The sequence below is a fragment of the Paenibacillus albidus genome, assembly GCF_014644435.1.
In the GTDB taxonomy this organism is placed as follows: Bacteria; Bacillota; Bacilli; order Paenibacillales; family Paenibacillaceae; genus Paenibacillus_AQ; species Paenibacillus_AQ albidus.
Genome location: NZ_BMKR01000037.1, coordinates 24008 through 47470, shown reverse-complemented (window position 1 = coordinate 47470; position 23463 = coordinate 24008). Strand labels below are relative to the sequence as shown.

General features: G+C 48.7%; 22 protein-coding genes. 17 read left to right on the top strand and 5 right to left on the bottom strand.

Annotation, left to right across the window (positions count from 1 at the left end):
* Window positions 1-3 precede the first annotated feature (3 nt).
* The 4 genes from IEY53_RS27855 to IEY53_RS27840 all read left to right on the top strand — a co-directional run bounded on the left by IEY53_RS27855 (window position 4) and on the right by IEY53_RS27840 (window position 2708).
* Window positions 4-594, top strand: coding sequence for a TetR/AcrR family transcriptional regulator (locus IEY53_RS27855; protein ID WP_189030811.1), 591 nt, complete (start codon window positions 4-6; stop codon window positions 592-594).
* A gap of 76 nt (window positions 595-670) precedes the next feature.
* Window positions 671-1030 carry an MmcQ/YjbR family DNA-binding protein gene (locus tag IEY53_RS27850; protein WP_189030809.1) on the top strand — a complete coding sequence of 120 codons (360 nt, stop codon included), beginning with the start codon at window positions 671-673 and terminating at the stop codon, window positions 1028-1030.
* A gap of 96 nt (window positions 1031-1126) precedes the next feature.
* Window positions 1127-1567: a MarR family winged helix-turn-helix transcriptional regulator gene (locus IEY53_RS27845; RefSeq protein ID WP_189030807.1), complete on the top strand. Its 441-nt coding sequence runs from the start codon at window positions 1127-1129 to the stop codon at window positions 1565-1567.
* 118 nt (window positions 1568-1685) lie between these two features.
* Window positions 1686-2708, top strand: coding sequence for an NADH:flavin oxidoreductase/NADH oxidase (locus tag IEY53_RS27840; RefSeq protein WP_189030805.1), 1023 nt, complete (start codon window positions 1686-1688; stop codon window positions 2706-2708).
* Between the two features lie 98 nt (window positions 2709-2806).
* On the opposite strand, the gene IEY53_RS27835 is transcribed toward IEY53_RS27840, so the two are convergent.
* On the bottom strand, window positions 2807-3658 hold the full coding sequence (locus tag IEY53_RS27835; RefSeq protein ID WP_189030803.1) for an AraC family transcriptional regulator: 852 nt from the start codon (window positions 3656-3658) through the stop codon (window positions 2807-2809).
* Between the two features lie 164 nt (window positions 3659-3822).
* Here IEY53_RS27835 and IEY53_RS27830 point away from each other — a divergent pair, with 164 nt between their 5' ends.
* Window positions 3823-5211 carry a family 4 glycosyl hydrolase gene (locus IEY53_RS27830; RefSeq protein WP_189030801.1) on the top strand — a complete coding sequence of 463 codons (1389 nt, stop codon included), beginning with the start codon at window positions 3823-3825 and terminating at the stop codon, window positions 5209-5211.
* A gap of 48 nt (window positions 5212-5259) precedes the next feature.
* On the opposite strand, the gene IEY53_RS27825 is transcribed toward IEY53_RS27830, so the two are convergent.
* Window positions 5260-5862 (bottom strand): TetR/AcrR family transcriptional regulator, encoded by a 603-nt coding sequence (locus IEY53_RS27825; protein ID WP_189030799.1) that lies wholly within the window; start codon window positions 5860-5862, stop codon window positions 5260-5262.
* A 120-nt stretch (window positions 5863-5982) separates the two neighbouring features.
* Here IEY53_RS27825 and IEY53_RS27820 point away from each other — a divergent pair, with 120 nt between their 5' ends.
* The 4 genes from IEY53_RS27820 (at window position 5983) to IEY53_RS27805 (ending at window position 9049) form a co-directional block, all read left to right on the top strand.
* Window positions 5983-7185 carry an MFS transporter gene (locus tag IEY53_RS27820; protein ID WP_189030856.1) on the top strand — a complete coding sequence of 401 codons (1203 nt, stop codon included), beginning with the start codon at window positions 5983-5985 and terminating at the stop codon, window positions 7183-7185.
* A 242-nt stretch (window positions 7186-7427) separates the two neighbouring features.
* Window positions 7428-7946, top strand: coding sequence for a GNAT family N-acetyltransferase (locus tag IEY53_RS27815; protein ID WP_189030797.1), 519 nt, complete (start codon window positions 7428-7430; stop codon window positions 7944-7946).
* Window positions 7947-8005: 59 nt separating this feature from the next.
* A complete protein-coding gene (locus tag IEY53_RS27810) occupies window positions 8006-8152 on the top strand; it encodes a TetR-like C-terminal domain-containing protein (RefSeq protein WP_189030795.1) in 147 nt (48 codons plus the stop codon).
* 81 nt (window positions 8153-8233) lie between these two features.
* Window positions 8234-9049, top strand: a complete 816-nt coding sequence (locus tag IEY53_RS27805) for a serine/threonine protein kinase (protein WP_189030793.1) — start codon at window positions 8234-8236, stop codon at window positions 9047-9049.
* 75 nt (window positions 9050-9124) lie between these two features.
* Here IEY53_RS27805 and IEY53_RS27800 read toward each other — a convergent pair whose 3' ends face one another.
* Together IEY53_RS27800 and IEY53_RS27795 are read right to left on the bottom strand one after the other, a co-directional pair.
* Window positions 9125-9337: a hypothetical protein gene (locus tag IEY53_RS27800; RefSeq protein ID WP_189030791.1), complete on the bottom strand. Its 213-nt coding sequence runs from the start codon at window positions 9335-9337 to the stop codon at window positions 9125-9127.
* A 442-nt stretch (window positions 9338-9779) separates the two neighbouring features.
* Entirely contained in the window at window positions 9780-10634 is an 855-nt protein-coding gene (locus IEY53_RS27795) for a MerR family transcriptional regulator (RefSeq protein ID WP_189030789.1), read from the bottom strand.
* Between the two features lie 129 nt (window positions 10635-10763).
* On the opposite strand from IEY53_RS27795, the gene IEY53_RS27790 reads away from it, so the two are divergent.
* From IEY53_RS27790 to IEY53_RS27775, 4 genes are all read left to right on the top strand, one after another.
* The gene (locus IEY53_RS27790; RefSeq protein WP_189030787.1) at window positions 10764-12263 is read left to right on the top strand and encodes an MFS transporter; all 1500 of its coding nucleotides are present in this window, start codon (window positions 10764-10766) and stop codon (window positions 12261-12263) included.
* Between the two features lie 214 nt (window positions 12264-12477).
* Window positions 12478-15342, top strand: a complete 2865-nt coding sequence (locus IEY53_RS27785) for a GLUG motif-containing protein (protein ID WP_189030785.1) — start codon at window positions 12478-12480, stop codon at window positions 15340-15342.
* A complete protein-coding gene (locus IEY53_RS27780; protein ID WP_189030784.1) occupies window positions 15339-17159 on the top strand; it encodes an S-layer homology domain-containing protein in 1821 nt (606 codons plus the stop codon). The genes IEY53_RS27785 and IEY53_RS27780 overlap by 4 nt, the downstream gene beginning before the upstream one ends.
* Window positions 17160-17534: 375 nt before the next feature.
* Window positions 17535-17876: a DUF1801 domain-containing protein gene (locus tag IEY53_RS27775; RefSeq protein ID WP_189030782.1), complete on the top strand. Its 342-nt coding sequence runs from the start codon at window positions 17535-17537 to the stop codon at window positions 17874-17876.
* Between the two features lie 134 nt (window positions 17877-18010).
* On the opposite strand, the gene IEY53_RS27770 is transcribed toward IEY53_RS27775, so the two are convergent.
* The gene (locus IEY53_RS27770) at window positions 18011-19366 is read right to left on the bottom strand and encodes an alpha/beta hydrolase family protein (protein WP_229696408.1); all 1356 of its coding nucleotides are present in this window, start codon (window positions 19364-19366) and stop codon (window positions 18011-18013) included.
* Window positions 19367-19610: 244 nt separating this feature from the next.
* Here IEY53_RS27770 and IEY53_RS27765 point away from each other — a divergent pair, with 244 nt between their 5' ends.
* The 4 genes from IEY53_RS27765 to IEY53_RS27750 all read left to right on the top strand — a co-directional run bounded on the left by IEY53_RS27765 (window position 19611) and on the right by IEY53_RS27750 (window position 23455).
* Window positions 19611-20102, top strand: coding sequence for an RNA polymerase sigma factor (locus IEY53_RS27765; protein ID WP_189030778.1), 492 nt, complete (start codon window positions 19611-19613; stop codon window positions 20100-20102).
* Window positions 20099-21112, top strand: coding sequence for an anti-sigma factor (locus IEY53_RS27760; RefSeq protein WP_189030776.1), 1014 nt, complete (start codon window positions 20099-20101; stop codon window positions 21110-21112). Before IEY53_RS27765 ends, IEY53_RS27760 begins: the two co-directional genes overlap by 4 nt.
* 620 nt (window positions 21113-21732) lie before the next feature.
* Entirely contained in the window at window positions 21733-22368 is a 636-nt protein-coding gene (locus IEY53_RS27755; protein WP_229696404.1) for a pyridoxamine 5'-phosphate oxidase family protein, read from the top strand.
* A 148-nt stretch (window positions 22369-22516) separates the two neighbouring features.
* Window positions 22517-23455 (top strand): aldo/keto reductase family protein, encoded by a 939-nt coding sequence (locus tag IEY53_RS27750; RefSeq protein WP_189030772.1) that lies wholly within the window; start codon window positions 22517-22519, stop codon window positions 23453-23455.
* Window positions 23456-23463 lie beyond the last annotated feature (8 nt).

The window sequence follows — 23463 nt, the reverse complement described above, 5'->3', positions numbered from 1 at the left end:
AAAGTGAGCAACAACAGCATTTTAAGCAATAGTGATAAATTGCTATTGGCTGCGATCGATTTAATCGCAAGCAAAGGCTACAAAGGTGTAACTACTCAGGAAATTGCTACGGCAGCCGGGCTCAGTGAAAAAACACTGTTTCGCCAATTTGGAAGTAAACAAAATCTTCTCGAATCTGCATTTGACCGTTTTCATTATAGCGAAGAAATGACAAAGCTTTTTAACGAAAAGCTGATATGGGATTTACAAACGGACTTGTCCTTGATCAGCCGAACCTATCATGAAATTATGAATCGCAACCGGAAAATGATTATGATCAGTTTTAAAGAGGTAGACAATTTACCAGGGTTTCATGAAAGAACAATAAAACACCCCAGACAATTCATGGAAATACTAACTAATTATTTTACGGTTATGTTCGAGAAAGGGAAGCTGATAGAAACGAATCCAGAGCTTCAGGCATATTCCTTTATTTCGATGAATTATGGGACATTTCTAAACAACCTGGATAAAGGCGAATTGTTCCCTACCTTGTCACTTGAAGCGTTTATTACAGAGAGTGTGAAGACATTTACTAGAGCTTTAACACCCTAAAGAGTGCTACGGTAGAAATAAAAATAGGGAGTGAACGTGGAACTGTACAGCTGATCGCCGAAGGAGAGATACTGATTTGAAGAATCATATTATCGAATACTGTTTAAAGAAGAAAGGAGCGACTAAAGAGTTTCCCTTTGGACCCGATTCTATAGTGATTAAAGTTGCTGGTAAAATGTTTGCGCTTATTTTCGAGGAAAAAGGGCTTGATATTCGGTTAAATCTAAAATGTGACCCGGTCATTGCGGAGAATTTGAGGGAGCAGCATAAGAATATTCGACCTGGATACCATATGAACAAAAAGCACTGGAATACCATCATGTTAGATGGTTCCTTGTCAGAGTCGGATGTCTTTGACATGATTGACCATTCCTACGATAGGGTTGTCAAAAGTCTGTCTAAGAGTCTCCGGGAATCTATAGCCGAAATGAACTGATTTTATATTTAAAAATGGAAGCTCTGGTATGGATAAAAAGTTAAGGTTATAATACAATAACAAACTAAATACTATGAATTTACAGGTGAGAACTTTATGAATACCAACACCGACAACAACCTTTTAGATGATTGGCTCAGTTTAAATGATATTCAGACAAAAATTAATAATAAGCTGGAGAGTGCCTTAGAGGAGAATTATAGCTTGTCATTAAAGGAATTTTACGTCCTGTATTTTCTGTCTCAGACAAGTGATAAACAACTGAGATTACAGCAATTGCAGGAAATGGTCGCCCTGAGTCAGAGTGCCATATCCAGATTGGTAGATAGGATGGAAGCCAAGAATTGTGGTGCTTTACATCGGCATGTTTGTGAAGATGACCGAAGAGGCGTGTATACCCGTTTAACAGAACTAGGCGAGGACAAATTTAAAAGAGCCTTAGTTACTGTTAATCAAATCCTTCAAACGGCTTATTTGGAAGACGGATTCCAAAAAGAGCTCCGCACATTGATTCAGCAAACACAAAAGAATGAGTAACCCTTTTAATTCAGCCCGGAGAATTCCTCCGGGTTATTCATGTTGACAGGTCAAAAAAATTCCTATAATATAAATGCGTGCGCATGCATTAAATGGATATCCAAAAGGAGTTTTTGTGATGAAGGATCTATTTAGCCCCTACAAGTATAAAAGTCTGGAGTTGAAAAATCGGATTATCATGCCTCCGATGTGCCAATATTCGGTGGATAATAAAGATGGAGTTGCAACAGATTGGCATTATCTTCACTACGTGAGCCGAGCTATTGGTGGCGCAGGTATGATCATAATTGAAATGACCGATGTTGAGCCTGATGGCCGGATATCGGATTTCGACCTGGGATTATGGTCTGACGAGCAAATCCCGGCGTTACAACGAATTGTAGACGCCTGCCATAGCTACGGTGCCAAAGTAGGCATTCAAATTGGGCATGCCGGGCGCAAAGCGGAAGATGCGGAAGTGCCGGTTGCGCCATCTGCAATTCCTTTTGACGAAAATTTCAAAACGCCAAGAGCTCTTTCTACAACCGAGGTTAAGGAAATGGTCGAGAAGTTTCGCAAAGCTGTAGGCAGAGCGGTTCGGGCAGGATTTGATAGCATTGAAATTCATGGGGCCCACGGTTACTTGATCCATCAATTTCACTCTCCGTTAACCAATAAAAGAACAGATGAGTATGGAGAGAATCCAACTCAATTTGGCCGTGAAATTATCCAGGCCGCCAAAGCCGAGATGCCGGATGACATGCCGTTAATCATGCGTATATCCGCTATGGAATATGTAGAAGGCGGATACGGAATTGAGGAAAGTATAGTTTTCGCCGGGGAATATCAAAAAGCGGGAGTCGATATTTTTGATGTTTCTTCTGGTGGAGAAGGTCCAATTGCTGCCTCGGGTAGACCCGGTACTCATGCGGCCTATCAAGTTCCATTAGCCAAAGAAATTAAAAAGGGACTGGATGTCCCAGTTATCGCCGTGGGCAGACTTGATGATCCTATACTAGCCAATGCAGTAATAGGAAATGAAGAAGCCGATCTTGTGGCCGTAGGAAGAGGGATGCTGAGAAACCCTTACTGGTCTTTGGAGGCTGCAGCCAAGTTGAAACAAGAAACAGCAATACCGAAACAGTATACAACCGGTTTTTAATCGGGGATAAGTTAAGGGAATCCAGATATAGTAGTACTAAAGGCCGTTCTCCTGTCACCGGGGAGCGGCTTTTGTTATTAAGAATGCTAAAGCTTTTCTTACTCGAACTTTGATGGGGGAACGTTATAGTATTTTTTAAAAGCTTTGGAAAACGTAAAAGGATCGGCATAGCCAAGAAAGCCGGCAATTTGTTGAATCGTGTATTTCTTTTCGTTCAGATGTTCCCTTGCCCGGTTCATCTTAATCTGGTAAATATATTGCCCCGGAGTAATGCCCAAGGTTTTTTTGAAATAAGTGATGAAATATTTTTCGGATATGCCGACAAGCACTGCAAGATCATTCATTTTGATCGATTTGTGCAGGTGGTTATTTATGTAACTGAATACCGGCTGCAGCATGTCCAAATTCCTTTCGGTTTTTCTTGGGATTCTTCCGTTCAAAAATGTCCCGGCATATTGGCCCAGTCCGTAGAGTTCAATGACTTTGGCAACAACGGCCGTCAGGCAAGCCTTTAAATATAAACGGTTCCCAGGCATGTTTTGTGCCCGGCTCGATTGCCGAAAAGCTTGTGCGAACCAGAGGGCTTCTTCCCGGATCAGCTCTTGGGGTACGATTCCCGAAAGCTGGAAATCATTTAGAATTCGTTGTTGCTTCCCGATTTCGAAATCGAAATGAATGTAAATAAACTGGCACCCCTTATTGTTGGTAGATGCCATATAAGGAACCCCGGGGTAAAAAAAGACCACATCTCCAGCGTTTGCCGTATGTTCAATTCCATCGATAGTTAGGTTCACGATTCCGGACTGAATGAACCAAAGATCATAGTCGATATGCGCCTTGTGTTCGATCCATTTTCCTTCATGAGTGTGCTCCAAATAAGACTTCATTCGAAGCGAGATAAATTCCGACAGTTCATTGAGAATTCTCATGTCCGTCCATTTCGTATCCATTGCCATCCCTCTACCCTTAGACATTTTTCACATAATTATAAAGTAACATTGGTTTAATGGATACAGATAATCATACTATTTGACATGGAAGTGAAACCATCTCATATTCTACTTTCGAACCATACTTCTATAATAGGGTTATACCAATTTAGGAGGGTTTGATCATGATAGATGCGCAAGTTACACAACCGAAGGTGGTTGTCATCGGGGCGGGAAGTTTGTTTTTTGGGCGGCAATCGATCTGGCAAATGGTTGACTCTAGATATTTGAATAACGGGACGCTTGCTTTGGTAGATACAGATGAAAAAAAACTAGCCAAGATGGTTAGACTCGCTGAAATGGTTGCTAAGGAAAATAACATCCCTCTTAGAGTGGAGGGCTCGACGAATCGGAGAGAAGTACTGAAGGGCGCAGATTTTGTCGTTCTCAGCTTTGCCGAGGATACGGTAAAATATCGCGGCATCGATTGCCAGGTTTCATTAAAATACGGCATTCGCATGTGTTCCGGGGATACCATCGGCGCAGGCGGGATTTTTAGAGCCATGAGAGAACTGCCGGTCATTATGGAATGTGCCAAAGACATTGAGGAACTTTGTCCTAATGCCTGGGTCATCAATTACATCAACCCATCCACCGTCCACGGGATCGCGTTAAGCCGATATGCGCCGAAACTAAAATCTTTCGCGCTTTGCGACTCTCATCACATGCCGCACAAGAAAGTTTCTTATGCGATTCGGGCGGGTATCATTCAGGATAAAAGTGAATTCAACGAGGAGATCGACCGGAGATTTGATTTCCGGGTGGCCGGTGTCAATCATTTCACCTGGTTGCTTAAGGCGGAGTATGATGGAAAGGATGTCATGCCCCCGATCGCTGAGGCATTAAGAAGGTCGGCGGGAACGGAGAACAATGGCGGCGATAGAGGGGCGAAGGCGCTTTATAACGATGCCATCACGTATGAACTTTATAACATTTTCGGATATATTCCAACATGTACGGCCCATACCAAAGAATACGTCCGGTACTGGCAGGGCCTGGGCAAGACGGAAGACGCCATTCCGCCTTTAGCGATTTGGGAAACGGAAGACCGGTACAAGCGGCATGAGGAGATGTGGCAGCAAGTGGATGACTTCATTTCCGGAAAACACCCGATCGCCGATTATATGAAATCCTTTGAACCCGATCACGCGACGGATATTATCGAAAACATGGTGGGGAATTTGGGCAAGCGCTACTTTATTAATACGCTCAATAACGGCGCGGTGAACAACATGAATGACGACTCGTTCCTTGAGTTGTTAAGCGAAGTAAACATGGATGGAATCAATCCGCTTCATGTAGGTGAAATGCCGCGGGGAATTCGGGGGATGCAGGAGCTAGCGCTGGATACGCACGAACTAACGGCGGAGGCTGTTGTAGAGCGGAGCTTCACGAAATTGAGAAGAGCGATGATGACTGATCCGCTTGTGAGTTCCATCCATGATGCAGATATGATTATTAAAGAGTTGTTGGAACTGGAAAAGGAGGTCATCCCCGGATATTGGTACGAGTAAGGCAGGAAATACAAATATAAAAGAGCAGCCCAAAACGGGTTGCTCTTTTTATTTAGACATATCCCAAACCTCCATCAATTTGGTAACGGCAGCATTAATGACTTCAAACGGGATTCCGTCCCGGGCCTCTGTTGATATCCCTTCAAGAAAGGTATTGAATAACGTGGTTAACATAGCAATATCTGTGGATTCAGCAAGTTCTTCATTCATGACAGCGCGCTTTATGCAGGCATAGATCTTGTGCCTTGTCGCGGCCCTTTCCTTGGTCAAAAGTTCACGTATATGGACGTTATCCGCTGAACAGGTGTTAGCGGACAGTACGACCAAACACCCCAAGGGATGCGTCTGCTCTGTCTGCATCTTAGCCGAACTTCTTATTGTTAATTCAATGGCTGTGCGCGGTGAAAGCGACGGATCTGTAAGACTTGCCGATACCTGACCAAAGGTAGCTAAATATCGCGCCAGCACTTCTTTGAACAGTGCATCTTTAGATTCAAAAGCTGCATAAAAGCTGGCAGAGGAGATGCCGCCCATGCCCTTTTTCAGCTCAGCTAATGAGGTCGAATCATATCCATGTTCCCAAAATAACATCATCGCTCTCGAGACTGCTTCTTCACGGTTAAATTTTCGTGGTCGTCCTGTTCTAACCATAGGACATGCTCCTTTCCTTTCATACTTATATACTAATCGATCCATAAGTCGTTGACAAGTTTGATCCTGGCGTTTAATATATGGAATGATCGATCCAAAAATAAAAACAAGGAGGCACAAATGTCTAATATTAAAGTTTCTGGTACAGAAAGCAATCCTGCGGCATCTTCTGAGACCTTTCCATGGCTTGGATTACTCGCTTTGGCCATGACAGGGTTTATCTGTATAATGACGGAGACGATTCCTGCTGGTTTGCTTCCCCAAATAAGCCAAGGGCTGCATATTTCAGAAGCTATGGCAGGTCAACTAGTTACTGTATATGCCATTGGCTCCCTGGTTGCGGCCATTCCGGTAGCTATTGTTACCCGCGGGTGGCGGAGGCGTCCGCTGCTGCTGCTGGCTATTGGTGGATTTTTGGTTTTTAACAGTATCACAGCGGTTTCTGCGAGTTATCCAGTTATTTTAGCAGCCCGGCTGTTCGCAGGGGTATCTGCCGGTGTGCTGTGGGGTATGATCGGGGGGTATGCGCTTCGTATGGTACCCAGTAAACTTAGGGGGCGGGGGATGGCGGTTGCGATGGTTGGAACGCCTATCGCTTTGGCTATAGGTGTACCTGCGGGAACTTTTCTTGGCAGCCTCATGGGCTGGCGTGCCGTTTTTGGGATAATGTCGGCGTTGACCGTTGTATTGATTGCGTGGGTACTATGGAAGGTGCCGGATTATCCTGGACAATCCACAGATAAACAAAGCTCGGTTTATGAAGTCCTGACTACACCAGGAGTGAGGCCTATACTTTTTGTAGTACTGACTTGGATGACAGCACATAATGTCCTTTATACTTATATTGCCCCGTTTCTGGCCGATAATGGCTTAGGGGAAAGTGTGGGCGTGGCGCTGACTTTCTTCGGCTGTGCAGCATTGATTGGCATTTGGATAACAGGTATGCTCATCGACCGCTGGCTGAGGATACTTGTTCTAATCAGCCTTGCGGCTTTTGCTATCCTTTCTATTGCCATGGGTTATAGCAACAACCATCCCTTCATGATCTATATCATTGTGACGGTATGGGGCTTAACCTTCGGCGGCGCAGCAACATTGCTGCAAACGGCGCTTGCCGGAGCTTCCGGGGAGAGCAAAGTAGATATGGTAATGCCTATTAATACTACGGTTTGGAATTTGGCTATCGCTGCTGGCGGCGTGGCTGGGGGCATTTTACTTGAAGATTTGGGTACCGGTTCTTTTTCATGGACATTGTTTATTCTCTCATTCCTCGCGCTTTTCGTTGCCTGGAGTGCCAAGAGACACTCCTTTCCTCCACAGTAAAGCAGGACTTGAAAAGGTCCGGGATTTAAAGTTCCTGCGGGAGTTAGTGCATGCGCTGTGGTTCAAGGAGCCGGTGATTCTGAACTACTAATTTTCTCTGTTATACTTGATTTCATTATGGTGATACACTTTGGTTATTCCCTGTTCGGCGAAACAGTGGAATTTCCATCCGCTTTTGAGGATGTATCCTCAGTCCGTGTGTATCAAGCGCTGTTCCAAATCTATCAAGGGATGTGGGAATATTGCCCTCAGAGATAATAATTGAATCAGAATTATTAATCTTAAAAAGAACTGATGAAGAGGACATAGATTTTGTTTTGAATCAGGAGTCTTCAACAGAAAACAACAGATTCATTACTCAGTGGACCAAGTATCAGCACTTTGCAGCGATTGGTGATCCTGATAAAGAACACATCATAATACAATCAAAAATGAACGAACGAATAGTAGGATATATAATTTTGGCTGGACTTGAGGACTATAATAATAGTATTGAATTACTCAGAATAGTAATATCTGATAAAGGACATGGATTTGGACATGAATGTGTAAGACTGATTAAAGAAATTTGTTTCAAAAAATATATGGCACATAGATTATGGCTTGATGTTAAAGAGCATAACCATAGAGCTAAACATGTTTATCATAAATGTGGATTTACGATTGAGGGTACAATTAGGGAATGTATTAGAACGGATAATAAATATGAATCATTGATAATTATGTCAATACTTGAAACAGAATATCAGGATCTTGAGTAGGTTAGCCGAAGAACGAAGAAAGGAACAAAAATGCTGTGTCACTTTCACTTCGCTAGGAGATGCTGGTACAATTTCTGGCTTCGGCTATCGCTGGAATGATAGAATGGTGGATTACCCGCTCCATGCCCAATTCTGAAGCGGATGTGGTCGAACAATTGTGGGCGCTGATGGAGCGCAATCAAATGGTGCCTAAGCCATTGTATTAAAGATTCGGCCACCTCGAGACAATCGCCACCAGGTAGCATAGCATCCTATACGTTTTTAGAGAACGGAGGAAGGAAAAAGGAATGGCATTTGAAAAGTGGCGCGGATTTGTTCGGGCCTGGCGGGATTATCCGCTCCCGGAAGGGGCCCTTATCGGTGAACGGTATCAGATAGAATCCCTGTTAGGGGAAGGGAGCTACGGGCTTACTTACCGGTGCTGTGACTCTAGAGATGGAGCTCTTTTAGCCGTCAAACAGTCCAGACCGAGCAAAAAAGCGGTAGGCCGGGCTATGCTTAGCAAGGAAAGTAATATCTTACGGTCCATGGATCATCCCAACATTCCTGCGTGCCGTGATTTTTTTGAGTACAAAGGCTCAAACTGGCTGGTAACCGATTATATTGAGGGTAACACGTTGGAAGATTTGATCTTTGATGGGCACATCGTCTACGGGGAGCGGGAGTGTCTGGCCACGACCTTGAGGCTGATGGAGCTGGTAGCCCATGTCCATTCACGTGGATACGTTCACCTTGATCTGCGGATTCCTAATGTGATCCTCCAGAATGAAGAGTTATATTTAATTGATTTCGGATTAGCAAGGCGGATTGGAGAGGTGGACACGGTGCTTGCAGGGCGAAAGCCGCAGGCGGAGGAGATGCCGAAACGGATGCCGCCGGTTATCGCCTCGGATTTGTATGACATAGGACAGTTAATGCTGTTCATGCTGTATTCCGGTTACCGGCCTGAACCGGAAGGAACGGAACGGAGCTGGCGGGAAGAACTGAATTTATCGCCTGGTATGCTGCATATTCTTTCCCGGCTTCTTGGGGAAGAGGCCACCTATCCAGATACAGCCTTGTTTGTCCGTGAGGCCGAGGTTTTGTATGAAAGCTTGCGGTGATCGCCGCACAAAAAGGCGCCTTCAGCCAAAAAGGTGAAAGGCGCCTTAGATTCGTGCAGCATGTTCAGGCAAGAATCAGCTTGAACTGCCGTAGCGGTTCTTATAATATTTATGTCCGCTTCCTCCGCGGCGTGAGTCTGAAGATGAATGTCGCTTGTATCCGTGGCTGCTGCTTGAATGTCTGCCGTATACAGGCCTCCCTTTATGACTGCTTGAATGTCTGTTGCGCCCTCCATGTTTGGAGTGTTCCATGGAGTGCAGCACTTTGCCGAGTATTTTTTTGAGCATCATGATCCCTCCTCCAGGGTTGTATAAGCCGGCTTAGCGCGGCCTTACTCTTTAGTTACCCTTTATTACGGTATTCTTACCTTCAGGTTTCGTGATTATAAGAGGGTCGTTTAATATAGGTTTATGAACAAAGACGCGCATAGTTGCTAATGCGCGTCTTTGTATTTGTTTGGTGGCAATGTGCGGGTTCAACACTAAACAATCAGCTCAAACTTATCCCCTAATATTAATTGTTTGGAGCGATCCACCGGCGGAAATTTATACCGTTCTGCCGACAGTAGAAGAAGTGACGGGGAAACCAGCTAAAACTTTTGCCGAGTGGGTTAAAGAGAACAAACATAATTTCATCTAAATACGCACTGATGCCACAGGAATCAGGTCGAATATGGCCCCGGAAGTAAAGGATCTCTGCATGGAGATCCTTTTTTGTACCCGCTGAATCTTATTGCTCCGGCATTTCTAAAGCATCGTTGCTTACTGTTGAAACTTTAACTGAAATCTGAACGACATAGTGCTCCGGATTTTTTTCTGCGAAATAGTTGAGCAAGTCCACAGCGTACGCCTCGCCACATACAGCCATCCCTTTGTGCTCGATAAATTCTTTGATTATGGAATAAGATTCAGACATAGTTTCGTAGGATCCTCTATGATTCAGGACCACATACAGTCCTTTGGGCTTGCGGAGCAATCGTTCTCCCGGAATCGGAGTCCTGAGCTTATTGGAAATATAGTCCGGATAATAATCCCCTGACTCAAAATGCTCCTTGCATAAAATAGTCCAGATCGGAAACTCACAATCAATGAACTGATTTTCGCAATAATCCCGATGTTCATTTAATTTGTGGGCGAACTCTTTGTCGCCATCTCCCCGCTTCAACTTAGAAGCAATGAAGTATTCTTCCTCACATTCCTCCAACGAAGGTCCGGTGTACAGTGTCTCCTGAGCTTGCTCTGTCATTTCAATCGCATTTTCCAGCAGATTTTGCATTTTTTTAATTTTAGCCCGTTCCGCTTCCAGGACCTGCAGTTTCTGTCTGAACAGTTCCAAGAGCAGAGGGGTGTTCTGATTCTGAATAAATCCTTTGATTTCCTGCAGGGATCTCCCCGCTTTTTTCAGCACATTTATAATATCCAGCACGTAGCATTGCTGAACGGAGTAATAACGATAACCTTTTGAATTCGTGAATTCCGGTTTTAAGAGCCCGATTTCATCATAATGAAACAAGGTATGTTTGGTGACTCCGCAAGTTCTGGCAAACTCACTGGTAGTCAAATATTGATGGAAATTCTCCGGCATCGCGTTCTCCTTTGTCCTCTACAAGTTTCGTATTTCTATTGTAGTCTGTATATTGGAACTTGACTATCGGGTTACCCGATAGTTTATCGTTCTAAATGAAAACTTAATTTGTATTGATGGGGGAACAACATGTCTACACTCAAACGTTGGATGATTCTGGCTATCGTATCAAGCGCACTTTTACTTATTGTGATGGATATGACCATCCTGTATACCGCTTTACCCAGCTTAACCCATGACCTCGGCGCGTCAGCATCGGAGAAGTTATGGATACTGAATGGCTACTCGCTCGTCATGGCGGGTCTGCTCCCGGCAATGGGAACACTGGGCGACCGCTTGGGTTATAAAAAAATCTTTACCTCCGGTTTGCTCGTATTTGCTGCAGCTTCACTTACAGCTGCTTTCTCTCCCGTACCGGTTGTATTGGTAATGGCACGGGTTCTTCTTGCAGTCGGAGCGTCGATGATGATGCCGGCCACATTGTCGATCATCAGGGTTACGTTTACGAATGAACGGGAGCGTGCCCTGGCGATTGGTATTTGGGGGGCTGTGTCCTCCGGTGGTGCAGGACTGGGTCCTATCGTGGGCGGCCTTCTTCTGGAACATTTTTGGTGGGGTTCTGTCTTCTTGATTAATTTGCCGATTGCAATGCTTGCTCTTGTCTTAACCTTGATTTATGTACCGCAACATGCCGGGAATAAAGAAAAGAAGTGGGATCTCATTGGGTCTATTCAAATCATGGTTGCTATGGTGGGACTCATCTACTCCATCAAAGAGTTTGCCCGGCGTGGCGGTTCCCCGACATTCGCGGTGATTGGTGCCGTTATTGGCGTCGTGGCTCTAATCATCTTTATCCGCCGTCAGAACAAAAGTGCCAGCCCGCTTATTGATCTTTCTTTATTCAGAATCACAAGGTTCAGCAGCGGATTTATAACGGCTTTGGTTGGTGCATTTGCCCAGATGGGGATTCAATATATTGTGACCCAGCGTCTTCAGCTGGTGGAAGGTCTGACTCCACTCCAGGCAGGGCTGTACACGATAAGCATACCGGCTGCCTCTCTCATTGCAGGCCCGTTAACCGGATCTTTGCTCCATCGAATGGATGTTATCCGTATCCAAAGTTTCTCTCTTCTGCTTGCCGCTCTGGGAATGGGCGTGTATCTAACGCAATTTAATGCAGGCGTTGCCGGGCAGATTCTTGGGTTGGGCTTGCTTGGTGCAGGCTTGGGAGCAGGGATGACTGCCGCCTCTCATTCCATTATGAATTATGCCCCGGCGGACAAAGCAGGTATGGCTGCATCCATTGAGGAAGTAGCCTATGAGCTCGGGGGAGCATCGGGGATTGCTATTATCGGCAGCATGTCAGCTCTGGGGTATTCCCTGGCAATGAAAGTTCCTTCTGATCTACAGGTTCCTGCGATGGTGAAGGACAGCCTGGATGAAGCGCTCCTTGTTGCCGAGAGCTTGCCTTCACAAGCAGCAGCGGCATTACAAGCAGCAGGCCAGTTTGCTTTTGATCATTCCTTTTTTATGATTATAACGGGTGTAGCTGTATTTTTGGCGGCGGCTTCGCTAATCGTCCGTTTGACAGGAGATCGTTCCCAAAAAAGAGAAGCTGCTGAATCCTGAATCCGTTTGTCCCTTAAAGTGTTGGCATATTTGCCGGCACTTTTTTTGTCGTGCTCTAACGGGACCTATAACCGGATCTATAACCGCAGTTAGATTACACGGTCTATGAGATCATTTATAATTCGGGTTGTAATGTTGGGTGTAATGTTTGAAAGTGAAAGGAATGAGCACGATGATGATGAGGATTTTTTCTGTTGTGACAGCACTTGTACTCTTGATAGGACTCGTCCCACTACAAGTGTTAGCCGGTTCACAGGATACGATGAAAGGCTCGGGGACAGAAGCCGATCCCTACGTCATATTGACCCTGGAGCATTTGAACGAAATGCGAAATAACCTGAGCGCCCACTATATGCTGGGAGCGGATCTCAACGCTTCGGAGACCGCAGACTGGAACAGTGGAGAGGGCTTTATCCCCATCGGGGGCAATGGCAACGACAGCAGCCAGTTCACAGGTGTCTTTGACGGAAAGGGACATGTCATCAGCGATTTGACCATTAACCGTCCCTTAACCCATTCTATCGGACTGTTCGGAATCATCGGCCCGGATGGAGTGGTGAGGAATGTCGGCCTCGCGGGAGGCTCCATCACCGGCAAAAGCCACACGGGCGGACTTGCGGGCCGCAACTATGGCACAGTGGACCAGTCCTACGTTGCCAGTGTTGTCAGCAGTGCCGCCGGCACCGTTGGCGGATTGGTTGGCTACAATGGGAGCGGCAGTGAAGTAACCAGCTCCTACGCTGCCGGCTCTGTCAGCGGCGGCAACTATGTCGGTGGGCTGGTGGGGCGCAATGATGATACGGTCAGTGCTTCCTACGCCACTGGCACCGTTGATGGAGCCAATATTGTCGGCGGGCTGATCGGGGACAATGAGGGCGGGACGGTAACCCAGTCCTACGCCACTGGTGCCGTCAGCGGAAGCGGCGACCATGTCGGCGGGCTGCTCGGGTATAATATCTCCGCCTTCGTGAGCCAGTCGTATGCCACTGGCTCCGTCAGGGGGAATGTTGCGGTTGGTGGACTGGTGGGGGGAACGGACTTTGGCCTGATAAGCCAGTCTTACGCGACAGGTGACGTGAGCGGCGGCAGCTTTGCTGGCGGGCTGATCGGGATCAATGGTTTCGGAGAGCTGAATACTAGCTTCTGGGATACGGAAACTTCCGGCCAGAGCAGCGCCTGCGGATATGATACGGGAATTTGCAGTGCGTCCGGCCTCACCACTCCACAAGCGCTGACACAAGCAGACTATTCCGGCTGGGATTTCACCAATGACTGGTTTATGCTTGAGGGCGCGACGCGCCCGTTTCTGCGCAGCGAATATTCCGCGACCATCAGCAACACGCATCAGCTGCAGTTAATGGCACTGGATCTGGAGAACCATTACACCTTGGCGAAGAACCTTGATTTCGGCACAACCTTCACCGACACCAGCCGCTCCGATATGTGGGCGACCCGCACGGGCGGAGGCATGGTCACGGGTTCGGGTTTCGTACCCATTGGCTGGAATGGCCTTTCTTTCAGCGGGATTTTCGACGGGCAAGGCAGGAAGATCAGCCATTTAACGATCCATCGTCCCCAAAGCAGCGATATTGGCCCATTCGGCTCGGTTCGGCCAAGTGGAGTTGTGAAGAACATTGGACTGGATAGTGCAGCCGTTACTGGAAATATTGCTGTCGGGGGGGTGATTGGCAAGACATTGGGTACAGTCAGCAATGCTTATTATATCGGAAGCGTCAACGGTATGAACTTCGTTGGCGGATTAGTAGGGCAAACCAGCGGAGGGACGGTAAGCGAGTCTTTTGCGGCTGGGAGTGTTGATGGCCATACCGGTGTAGGTGGATTGATCGGAGAGAGTTGCGCTGAGGTCAGCGAGGCTTATGCCGCAGGAACCGTGACCGGTGATATGTATACTGGCGGGCTGGTCGGAAACAATCAGCCTGGCGGTACGGTGAGCGAAGGCTTTTATGACAGTCAGACTACCAGGCAATCCGATGACGGTAAAGGCCACCCCACAACCACAGCGCAAATGAAACGGCAGTCTACCTTCAAGTTGTGGGATTTCACCGATACCTGGATGATAGAAGAAGGAACAGCATACCCGGTATTACAGGCGGCGGCTGACAGCAGAGGACTAGATATGGCTCCGCCGACAATCGTAAGTGCAAAGGTGGAGGACGAACATCCGGACAGTGTCATTGTCATGATTGATGAAGAGATAAGTATTTCAGAACCCGACGGGATCACGATTGAAGTCGATGGAAGGGATGTTCCGGTTACCAACCTGAACCTAAGCGAACCGAAGGTGGTTTCCTTTACCGTTAATCAAGCAGTTGAACCGGAGCAAGAGGTATCGATTTCGTATGATGGACAACTGGGGAATATTGTGGATGCAGCGCACAATCCATTGGACAACTTTGCCCATCGAACCGTGGAGAATAACCTGACCAGGCTTGAAGCCCCCGCCAACTTAACAGCAACGGCAGATGATAGCCGGATCAGCTTACACTGGGACAGCGTGACCAAAGCGGACAGCTATAACATCTATATGAGCACGGCAAGCGGCGTTTATTCTGAACTGCCGGCAGCTACCACTACGGGAGCAACCTATAGTGTTACCGGACTGACCTACGGTACCTATTACTTCACAGTCAGATCAAGCAACGCAAAGGAAGACAGCGATTATTCCGCTGAAGTCAAGGCATCCCTGCAGGATCTTCTGCCGCCAACAGTCGGCATCACAATGAAGACGGCCGACGGCATAGACTATGAAGACCATTCCTGGACGAATCAGAACGTTACGGTGACCGCAAGCGCAGCGGATGCGGATAGCGGCTTGGCTTCGTTTACGTATTCGGTTGATGGTGGTGTTACTTGGAGCCCATACACCTCGGATATCGTGTTACAGGGAGATAACGTGTATCTTATCGTATTCAAAGCTGTCGATGCGGCAGGCAATGAAGCTGTCGAAGGGCGAACGGTGAAGATCAGCAGCAGCGGGCTGATGCTGACACCGTCGCTGACGAAATCAGACGGCAGTGCTATACGAGCGGAACATGGACGAACGCCGGCGTTACGGTGAGTGTATACGCCGAGGCGGGGGAGATCGGGATCAAGGACCTCAGCTATACGCTGGATGACGGGGCGATGTTGCCCTATGTGAATGGTACGCCTGTCCTATTCGAGCAGGAAGGCAGGCATACGGTTATATTTCAGCTGACCGACAGCGCGGGCAATACGATCTCCTCCAAGCTGGCGGTGAACATCGACAAGACAGCGCCGATCGTCAGCTTCGGGCACAACGGCAGCGAAAACTGGATGAAGTCGGCCGAGACGATGGTAACGGCGGCGGACGTCAGCAGCGGAATGGTTGACTCGGCGCTGCAGTATGCATGGACCCCGGATACATCGACACCGGCAGCAGGCTGGTCCTCGTTCACAAGCGGTGAGGCGTTGACAAAAAGCGGTGTGGACGGAGACTGGTACCTGCATATCCAGGCGCTCGATAAGGCGGGCAACCTGGCGAATGTCATGTCAAAAAGGTTTCGGCTGGATGCATCGGTTGCAGCCTTAAGCGGTTTGACGGCAAGTGAGGGGGCATTAAATCCCAAATTCACTGCGGATACAACCAGCTATACGGTTAACGTTGAGAACAGCGTATCCAGTATGACTCTTATACCCGTATCTGCAGATACCACAGACATGATCACGGTCAGCGTAAATGCCGGTGCGGGCCGGCAGGCAGTGAGCGGTGAGCGGAGTGAACCGCTGGCGCTCCATGAAGGCGACAATACGATTACACTTCATGTCACGGCCTTAAACGGCTTGCAGCAAACCTATATCATTACCGCAACGCGCGCGGGGAAGGAAGGAAACCCAGGCCCAATCCCAATCCCTAGCCCAAGCCCAAGCCCAAGCGGAGGCTATATGCAACCCAATCCAGCCTACTTTGTGAGCAAGGGCGGAGGGACGATTGCTTTTGACGGGGGGCGAATCATCATCCCTGACGGAGCGCTGGACCGTTCATTCTATCTGACGATTCACGAGATCACGAGCACAAATGCCCTTCCTATGCCAACCAAAGGACAGTTTATAAGCAAAGTGGTTGAGTTTACGAAGGATCAGCCTGGGAAATTTAAAAAGGAAGCCATCCTGACCTTGCAACTTACTGTGAATACAATAGAGAAACCGAAGGTAAAAGTCAGCCTCTACGGTCTGAGCGAAGAGAAGGGCGAATGGCTGGAGCTGAATAACAGCGTGGTGGATTGGGAGAAAGGGACCGTCAGCGGTGCCACCAGCCACTTTGTCAAATTCGCGGTTATAGCCACGCCCATTGAGGCAGCGGCGTGGCAACCGCAAGTGAAAGACGGCTCCGGTGTTCAATTCACAGATATACAGGGTCACTGGGCGCAAGAGGTTATTCAGCAATTGGCGGAAAAAAACGCGGTCACCGGTTATCCGGACGGTACCTTTAAGCCCGATCAGCCTATTCACCGGGCAGAGTTTGCCGCAATTCTGGTGCGTGCCCTGGGAGTCCCCCAGAATGAAGGCAAGTCATTCACCGATACAGTTGGCCATTGGGCCAGCCAAGCCATTTCTTCAGCGTATGCATACGGGATTATTCATGGATACAATGAGCATACCTTTGCTCCCGATGAACCCGTTACACGCGAGCAGATGGCATTGATGCTGGTTAACGCGCTGCAATTGGAGAATGGGCAAGCAAGTCAAACCTTTGCCGATCAAGGAATGATCGCCATATGGGCCCGAAAAGCCGTCGCTGCCGCCGTGGAGCATGGAGTGATTGCCGGCTATCCGGACAACACGTTAAGACCTAAAGCTCCAGCGACCCGGGCGGAAGCCGTAACTGTTATATGGCAAGCCATGGAGAAGCAATAATAGGAACGATAAAAAGCACTCACAATGATTTATTGTGGGTGCTTTTTAAGCTGAAGCAAGCTTATTCCTCTGTAATAGCTTTAAAGAAGGGGATACGTCACGTTAGGAAGAATTAAAACAGAACCGATAAATGGAGGGAAGATGTGCGAAAATTTTTTTGCCGATGTGTCGATTATGCCTTCTGTGTTTCGTCGTCATTATAGAGACCCGGATATCCGGCGGGCCGAGGGGAGTACAAGATTGAATTGCGAAGGCTTAAGGAGAAAGCGGATGCCAGACGGGAATCTGGAATACAGGCGGTTATGGAAGCCGATTTGCAGGACCAGCTCAGTATGTTGGCCAATAAACATGAGGTACACAAAGGAGAGGTTAAGAATGAATCAGGAAATAACCGATTTTATTGAAGCGTTAAAAGAACCCTGGCAGGCGGAACTGTCTACGAATCTGCGTGAGGTGGTGTACCGGGCCATACCGGAGGTGCAGGAACGTATGCAGTATAAGAAACCCCATTTTCTAAAAAACGGGAAATATGCGGCTGTCATCTCCACATCCAAAGATGCGGTCAGCTTTACGATCTTTAATGCTGAGGGACTGGAGCTGCCGGAAGGAAAGTTCGAGGGTCCACCGGAAAGAAAAACCTTGAAGCTGCGCAAAGGGGATACGTTTGATTCCAGTCAGCTGGAGTCATGGCTTAATCAAGCTTCAGCTTCACACTGAGACGGATAGCAATCATCACCATAATCCCTCGCCTTATACAAGGCAGGGATTATTTACTGTTGATCAGTGCGCCCTGAACCCGGCTTCGGGATATTTACCGGCTACAAGGTCCAGCGGTACGGAAGGTTCTCCTTTTAGTCAAAAAAGGCAAGGCCGAATTCATTAACCATCCGATGAACCAGACGAGGCTCTTCTCCTTTGGGCTGAAGAAGTGCTGAGTAGAGATGGAGATCCGTGTAGCTCATATGATCGGTGTGCGGAAGGGTCAGGGAGTAACCGCCTCCGGCAGTGGCATTGTGCCTGCGCTGGACGGATTCCTGCCAGAAGTCCTCGTAAGATTGCCTGCTTAGACCCGATTGCCGGGTGGCGGTTTCCAGGCTGGAAACAAAAAGGCCGTAATCTACACTGTTCTCCGCATTCATGAGCAGGAACGGTTTGCCTATGCCTTGTTCAGGCGCTGCCGAGCCGTACAGAATCCCGTCCATATTGATGGCTGCCTTAACCCGCTCGTCTTTCATCAACAGTTGAAATGCGGCAGCACCTCCGTAAGAATGGCCAAACAGCCCGATACGTTTCATATCCAAGGCGCCCGCGAAGCGGTTCTCCTGATCCTGCAAGTTCAACTGCTGAAGCTGCTCCAGCACAAAACGGATATCGTTCTCCCACAGCCGCATATGCTCATCCTGCAGAGATGTTTCTTCATCCATTTGGTATTTAGCCAGTGCGGTCCGGCCATCCGGGAATACCGTCGCTGCGGCATCGTAAGTGTGATCGATCGCCGCTACAATATAACCATGGCTGGCCAGTTCCTCCAATTGATATGTATTCTGATTGCGGAAGCCGGTTAATCCGTGGGAGAATACCAATACAGGCCAGGAGGGGCGGTCTGGAGCCAGCGATGCATTAGGGTAGGCATGGGTCTGGATCTCGCCCAGATGCTCCAGCGCAAAAGCCGGTAAAGACAACGCCTTCTGCAGCCCGGCGGCAATCGCCTGGGGATGGTCCACATAGGGGACCGCTGTCCCCTGAACATCCTGCCCTGCGGGATACCATAGCTGTACCATAAGCTCGCGGTAATCCCGGGGCTCCCCGGTGTATTCCTCGTATCTGTCGGAATCTACCCAGTGATAAAGCGTGGTTCCCACCGCATAAGGTCCGGTAGGCGGCGCGAACGAAAAAACGGGAATCAGAAGAGGCAGAAACACTGCGGCGGCAGCATAGAGCAGGAAGCCAAATGACTTGCCTGCGAGGAGCCATCGGGAAGCGGAGACCCGGGACTGACCGGGTTTTCTGAATATAAAAAACGGCAGCAGGATCAGTATGGAATAAGCCGGTACCATTTGCCACCGGTATCCCTCCGCCCCCAGCTGCAAAATGACGGAAGCCAGGGACAGCCCGAGCAAGGCCAGAGTCCAGCGGCTTTTGCCCCTGCGCCCAAACAAGAGTACTCCCAGACTGCCCAGCAGGACGATCAACAGCATCATTTCCATACTTCTCACTTGGGAATCGCTCCATTTCGTGTGGAATCATAAGGTTGACTCTATTGTAGCTTGCGAAGCTGTCTGCAAGCTGTCCGCAAACTTACAATAACCTTACAAAGCCGCAGGCTCCGGCTTTTCCGGATGGATTATATCCTGAGGGAAGAAGCCTTTTTGATGTGGGGAAAATAATTCTTGGTGCTGAGAGCTAACTTTCATCAGCCCTGGCCGTTATACATACGAAGGGAGGTGCAGGATGAAGCCCGGGCAGCTGCATCAGTTACTTCAACCCAAAATGCTGGAGATTCGCAAATACTTGATTCGTCTCGGGGCACCTGCAGCCGACGCGGAGGATATTGTTCAGGATGCTGTATATAAGGCACTGCTCTATATGGAGTCTATTGACGAGCGCAAATTCAGCGCATGGCTGTATAAAGTCGCGATTAACCGCTACTATGATCTGTGCCGCCGCCGCAAGCGGATTGTCATTCCCCTTGACGAGGTGGAGGTTGCCGACATGGATCTGCCGGAAGACCATCTGCTGCAGCAGGAGAAAAAGGAGGACATCGAACGTGTGCTGGGAGAATTGCTCCCTTTGCATAAGCAGCTGCTGATTATGAAATACGAGCTGGAGTTGTCCTATCAAGAGATTGCCGAGCTTCTTGGCATTAAGACGGATACCGTGAAATCGGCGCTGTTCCGCGCCCGCAAGCAATTTCAGAACAAATACAGAGGTGATGAGGAATGACTGCCCCATGGGAAGAACAAGACGATAAGAACCTGACCCGATTGCTGAAAAAAGCAAAGCGGAGAACCCTTCTCCGCAATACGATTATTTCGCTGGTGGTCACAATGGTTGTGCTGGTTGGCGGCGTGATCGGCAATGCACAGTTGACGGGCAGAGCTTTTAATAAGGCCTGGAATGATGAAATAATCTATCAGGAGATCAGCAGCCCCAATAAGTATTATTTGGGAGTTGTGGCCCGCCAGGGGTTCCTGTCCGGATTCATGGAGATGACTTCTTATAAAATAGTTGGCGGAGTGCCGATCCCCTGGACGACGCGTGAAACGAGCTATAAGGCGCTGGGCTTTTTCAGTTTCGCATCAATTGGCGGCTCAGCCCACGGCGATTCTATACCCGTATCCGAACCTGCCATGAAGCAGGAGAAGTACGAATATTACCGTCAATATAACGGAGCGACCGGGCAGCGGGAGCTTGCTTTCTATATCCCTGGCGTAAATTATAATGGCAAGGTGCTTAATGATCTGCCGGAGCTGTCCCGCATGGAGCCGGAGAAGCTGGTGGAAATGGCAGTTTCCTTTGATAAAAAGTACTCGCTGGAAGAAGTTCAGTCCATGCTCCCAAAGCAGATAACCCCGATGTGGTATTGGGTGGATACGTATGACAATCGGACCTTTTTCGAACCCCATGAGGATGGAAACGGCGGTATAAGTTATGCTTTGCCCCAATCATCTTCTTATATCTTTGGCTTTGGGGTCCGGCCACCGGATTATCCGGAGGTGAAAGCGCAGGATTTCATCACTTCCCTTGAGAATGGACTGGCACAGAAGGGCAGATATCAATGGGAGTATGAGCGGATCTACAATTATCTGAAAAAAGATAAAGCAGCCCCGGATGCCGGCGATGTAAGGCTGCTGGGTGTCGTGGTCACCGGGACAGCACAGGAGCTGCAGAGCCTGAAAGGAAGGTCCTATGTGGCTGCGGCTGTTCTGGGGGCGGTGGTAGACAAGTATTAGAGCAGCAGTATCAGTGGCGGGAGTGTCCGCCTCATTTTTTCGAAGGGCAATTCCTAAGGCATTATTGCCTTCCGGGACCGACCACCGCATCGATGTCACCGTGGAACGGCCCAGGATAAGCGGTAGCGTTCGTCTGGTCTCCTGATTTTTACCGCTAAAGAGGGCTCCACTTCAATGTAAGCTGTTGATAGACTTAGCGGACCTGAGAAGCGTTATTTCGCGAAATAAGCTCATTTTTCGAGCCAAACGGACTCAGGAGTGGCTAAATGATCCATTGCCCCTCGTTTTGGGCTAGAGATCATGGAATAAGAGCACCTGTGTCCGCATAAAAGGACAAGACCCTTCGTTTCCACAAATAAGGTCCACTGGGTCCGCTTCCTTGTACAGTCACTCCGGTGACGAGTGGTTGCCATGGCCCAAGTCAACCGCAGTTTATGATTGGAGTCCGGCCCCTTCGATGGAGCGGCCACCGTTCCCAGACGAAACTCCCCTTGTAAAATTGACGGGGCCCCTCGCGTTGGGGGGGACATGAAGGCCCCGCCTCTACCAGGGTTGAACCTGGCAGGAATTCTATATAGAATAATCAATAAGAATTGAGTGGGTTCATGGGAGGGCTAACATTGACATGGATTGACGAGAAGCAGTTTATCACCTCTGAGGCGGAGCTGCGGGAGCTTGTGGGTTATCCCAGCGAGCTGGTTAAGAAGAAGGTCATCTCACATCTTGACGAGAATTGCCGGGAATTCATCGCCAAATCCCCGCTTATGTTCATCTCAACCTCCGATGAGAGCGGGAAATGCGATGTTTCGCCAAGAGGCGACGCTGCCGGGTTCGTCAGGCTGGAAGGTGACAGCCATCTGATTATTCCCGAGCGCCGCGGGAACAAACGGCTGGATTCGCTGCGCAATATCCTCTCTAATCCGGAGATTGGACTCGTGTTCCTGATCCCGGGCCTCGGCGAGACGCTCCGGGTGAACGGTCGCGCTTATATCACGAAAGACAGCGGGCTTCTGCAAACGATGGCCGTCAGCGGTATACCGCCTTTGGCCGGAATTGTGGTAGCTGTCGAAGAATGTTATCTGCACTGTGCCAAAGCGTTCCTGCGCTCTGGAGCCTGGAAACCGGAGACCTGGCTGGAGTCAGGCGAGCGGCCCTCTGCGGCGAGAATTCTCTCTGCACACGTACAGCAGGACGGAGTGACGGCTGAGGTTATTGCCGCTTCATTGGCCGAAGGGTATTCCAAAAGGTTATACTGATTAGTTCATAAGTCATTTTTTTCCAAATTACACTTTATCTTTGGGCGTGGACTGGTTAGTATTAAAGGGGGCCGATTCAAGCGGCCCCGGCAAGCGGAATGACCCTTGGCTATTTCTAAATTTGTGGATCTGGAGAGGAGCAAGAGGCATGAAATATCGCAGATTGGGCGGAAGCGGGCTTAAGGTGAGTGAGATCAGCTTGGGCAGCTGGCTGACCTATGGTGGATATGTAGAGAAGACCAATGCGGTGAAAGCGATTGAAACCGCTTACGGATTGGGCGTCAATTTCTTTGATACAGCCAACGTCTATGAAAGAGGGGCAGCCGAGAAGGTGCTCGGCGAGACCTTGCGCGGTTATCCGCGCGAGTCCTATGTACTGGCTACCAAAGTCTTCGGTGAAATGGGGGAGGGCCCGAACGACCGCGGGCTTTCCCGCAAGCATATTACCGAGCAATGTCATGCCAGCCTGAAACGGCTGGGTGTGGAATATGTGGATATTATGTATTGCCACCGTTATGATCCGAATACGCCGCTGGACGAGACGCTGCGTGCCTTGGATGATCTGGTTCGTCAAGGCAAGGTGTTCTATATCGGGGTCAGTGAATGGACTGCTGCCCAAATGACAGACGCCTTATCCGTGGCAGACCGTTATCTGCTGGACCCTATCGTCGTCAATCAACCCGTCTATAATATGTTCAACCGGTATATCGAACAGGAAATTATTCCACTTGGTGAACGCCGGGGGATCGGTCAAGTGGTATTCTCCCCGCTGGCTCAAGGACTGCTTACCGGGAAGTATACCTCCGTTACGGATATTCCTGAAGACAGCCGTGCTGCGAAACGTGAAGGACTGCGCAAAGGGATCACGGAGGAGAAGATAACCAAAGTTCGGGAACTCGGCAGGATCGCTGCAGAGCTGGACATCTCCGTAGGCAATCTGGCGTTGGCCTGGGTACTGCGCCAGCCGAGTGTAGCGAGTGCGCTTGTGGGGGCCAGCACGCCTGAGCAGGTGGAAGAGAACGTCAAGGCATCTGGAATTGAATTATCCGCAGAAATGGTGCAGCGGATTGAAGATATTATAGCGTAAATCAACTC

Coding starts and splice junctions, on each gene's coding strand:
- IEY53_RS27820 (WP_189030856.1), top strand. CDS start 5,983: ATGTCTAATATTAAAGTTTCTGGTACAGAAAGCAATCCTGCGGCATCT.
- IEY53_RS27770 (WP_229696408.1), bottom strand. CDS start 19,366: ATGGAAATGATGCTGTTGATCGTCCTGCTGGGCAGTCTGGGAGTACTC.
- IEY53_RS27760 (WP_189030776.1), top strand. CDS start 20,099: ATGACTGCCCCATGGGAAGAACAAGACGATAAGAACCTGACCCGATTG.
- IEY53_RS27845 (WP_189030807.1), top strand. CDS start 1,127: ATGAATACCAACACCGACAACAACCTTTTAGATGATTGGCTCAGTTTA.
- IEY53_RS27835 (WP_189030803.1), bottom strand. CDS start 3,658: ATGGATACGAAATGGACGGACATGAGAATTCTCAATGAACTGTCGGAA.
- IEY53_RS27805 (WP_189030793.1), top strand. CDS start 8,234: ATGGCATTTGAAAAGTGGCGCGGATTTGTTCGGGCCTGGCGGGATTAT.
- IEY53_RS27840 (WP_189030805.1), top strand. CDS start 1,686: ATGAAGGATCTATTTAGCCCCTACAAGTATAAAAGTCTGGAGTTGAAA.
- IEY53_RS27810 (WP_189030795.1), top strand. CDS start 8,006: ATGCTGGTACAATTTCTGGCTTCGGCTATCGCTGGAATGATAGAATGG.
- IEY53_RS27830 (WP_189030801.1), top strand. CDS start 3,823: ATGATAGATGCGCAAGTTACACAACCGAAGGTGGTTGTCATCGGGGCG.
- IEY53_RS27765 (WP_189030778.1), top strand. CDS start 19,611: ATGAAGCCCGGGCAGCTGCATCAGTTACTTCAACCCAAAATGCTGGAG.
- IEY53_RS27825 (WP_189030799.1), bottom strand. CDS start 5,862: ATGGTTAGAACAGGACGACCACGAAAATTTAACCGTGAAGAAGCAGTC.
- IEY53_RS27795 (WP_189030789.1), bottom strand. CDS start 10,634: ATGCCGGAGAATTTCCATCAATATTTGACTACCAGTGAGTTTGCCAGA.
- IEY53_RS27800 (WP_189030791.1), bottom strand. CDS start 9,337: ATGCTCAAAAAAATACTCGGCAAAGTGCTGCACTCCATGGAACACTCC.
- IEY53_RS27790 (WP_189030787.1), top strand. CDS start 10,764: ATGTCTACACTCAAACGTTGGATGATTCTGGCTATCGTATCAAGCGCA.
- IEY53_RS27775 (WP_189030782.1), top strand. CDS start 17,535: ATGAATCAGGAAATAACCGATTTTATTGAAGCGTTAAAAGAACCCTGG.
- IEY53_RS27750 (WP_189030772.1), top strand. CDS start 22,517: ATGAAATATCGCAGATTGGGCGGAAGCGGGCTTAAGGTGAGTGAGATC.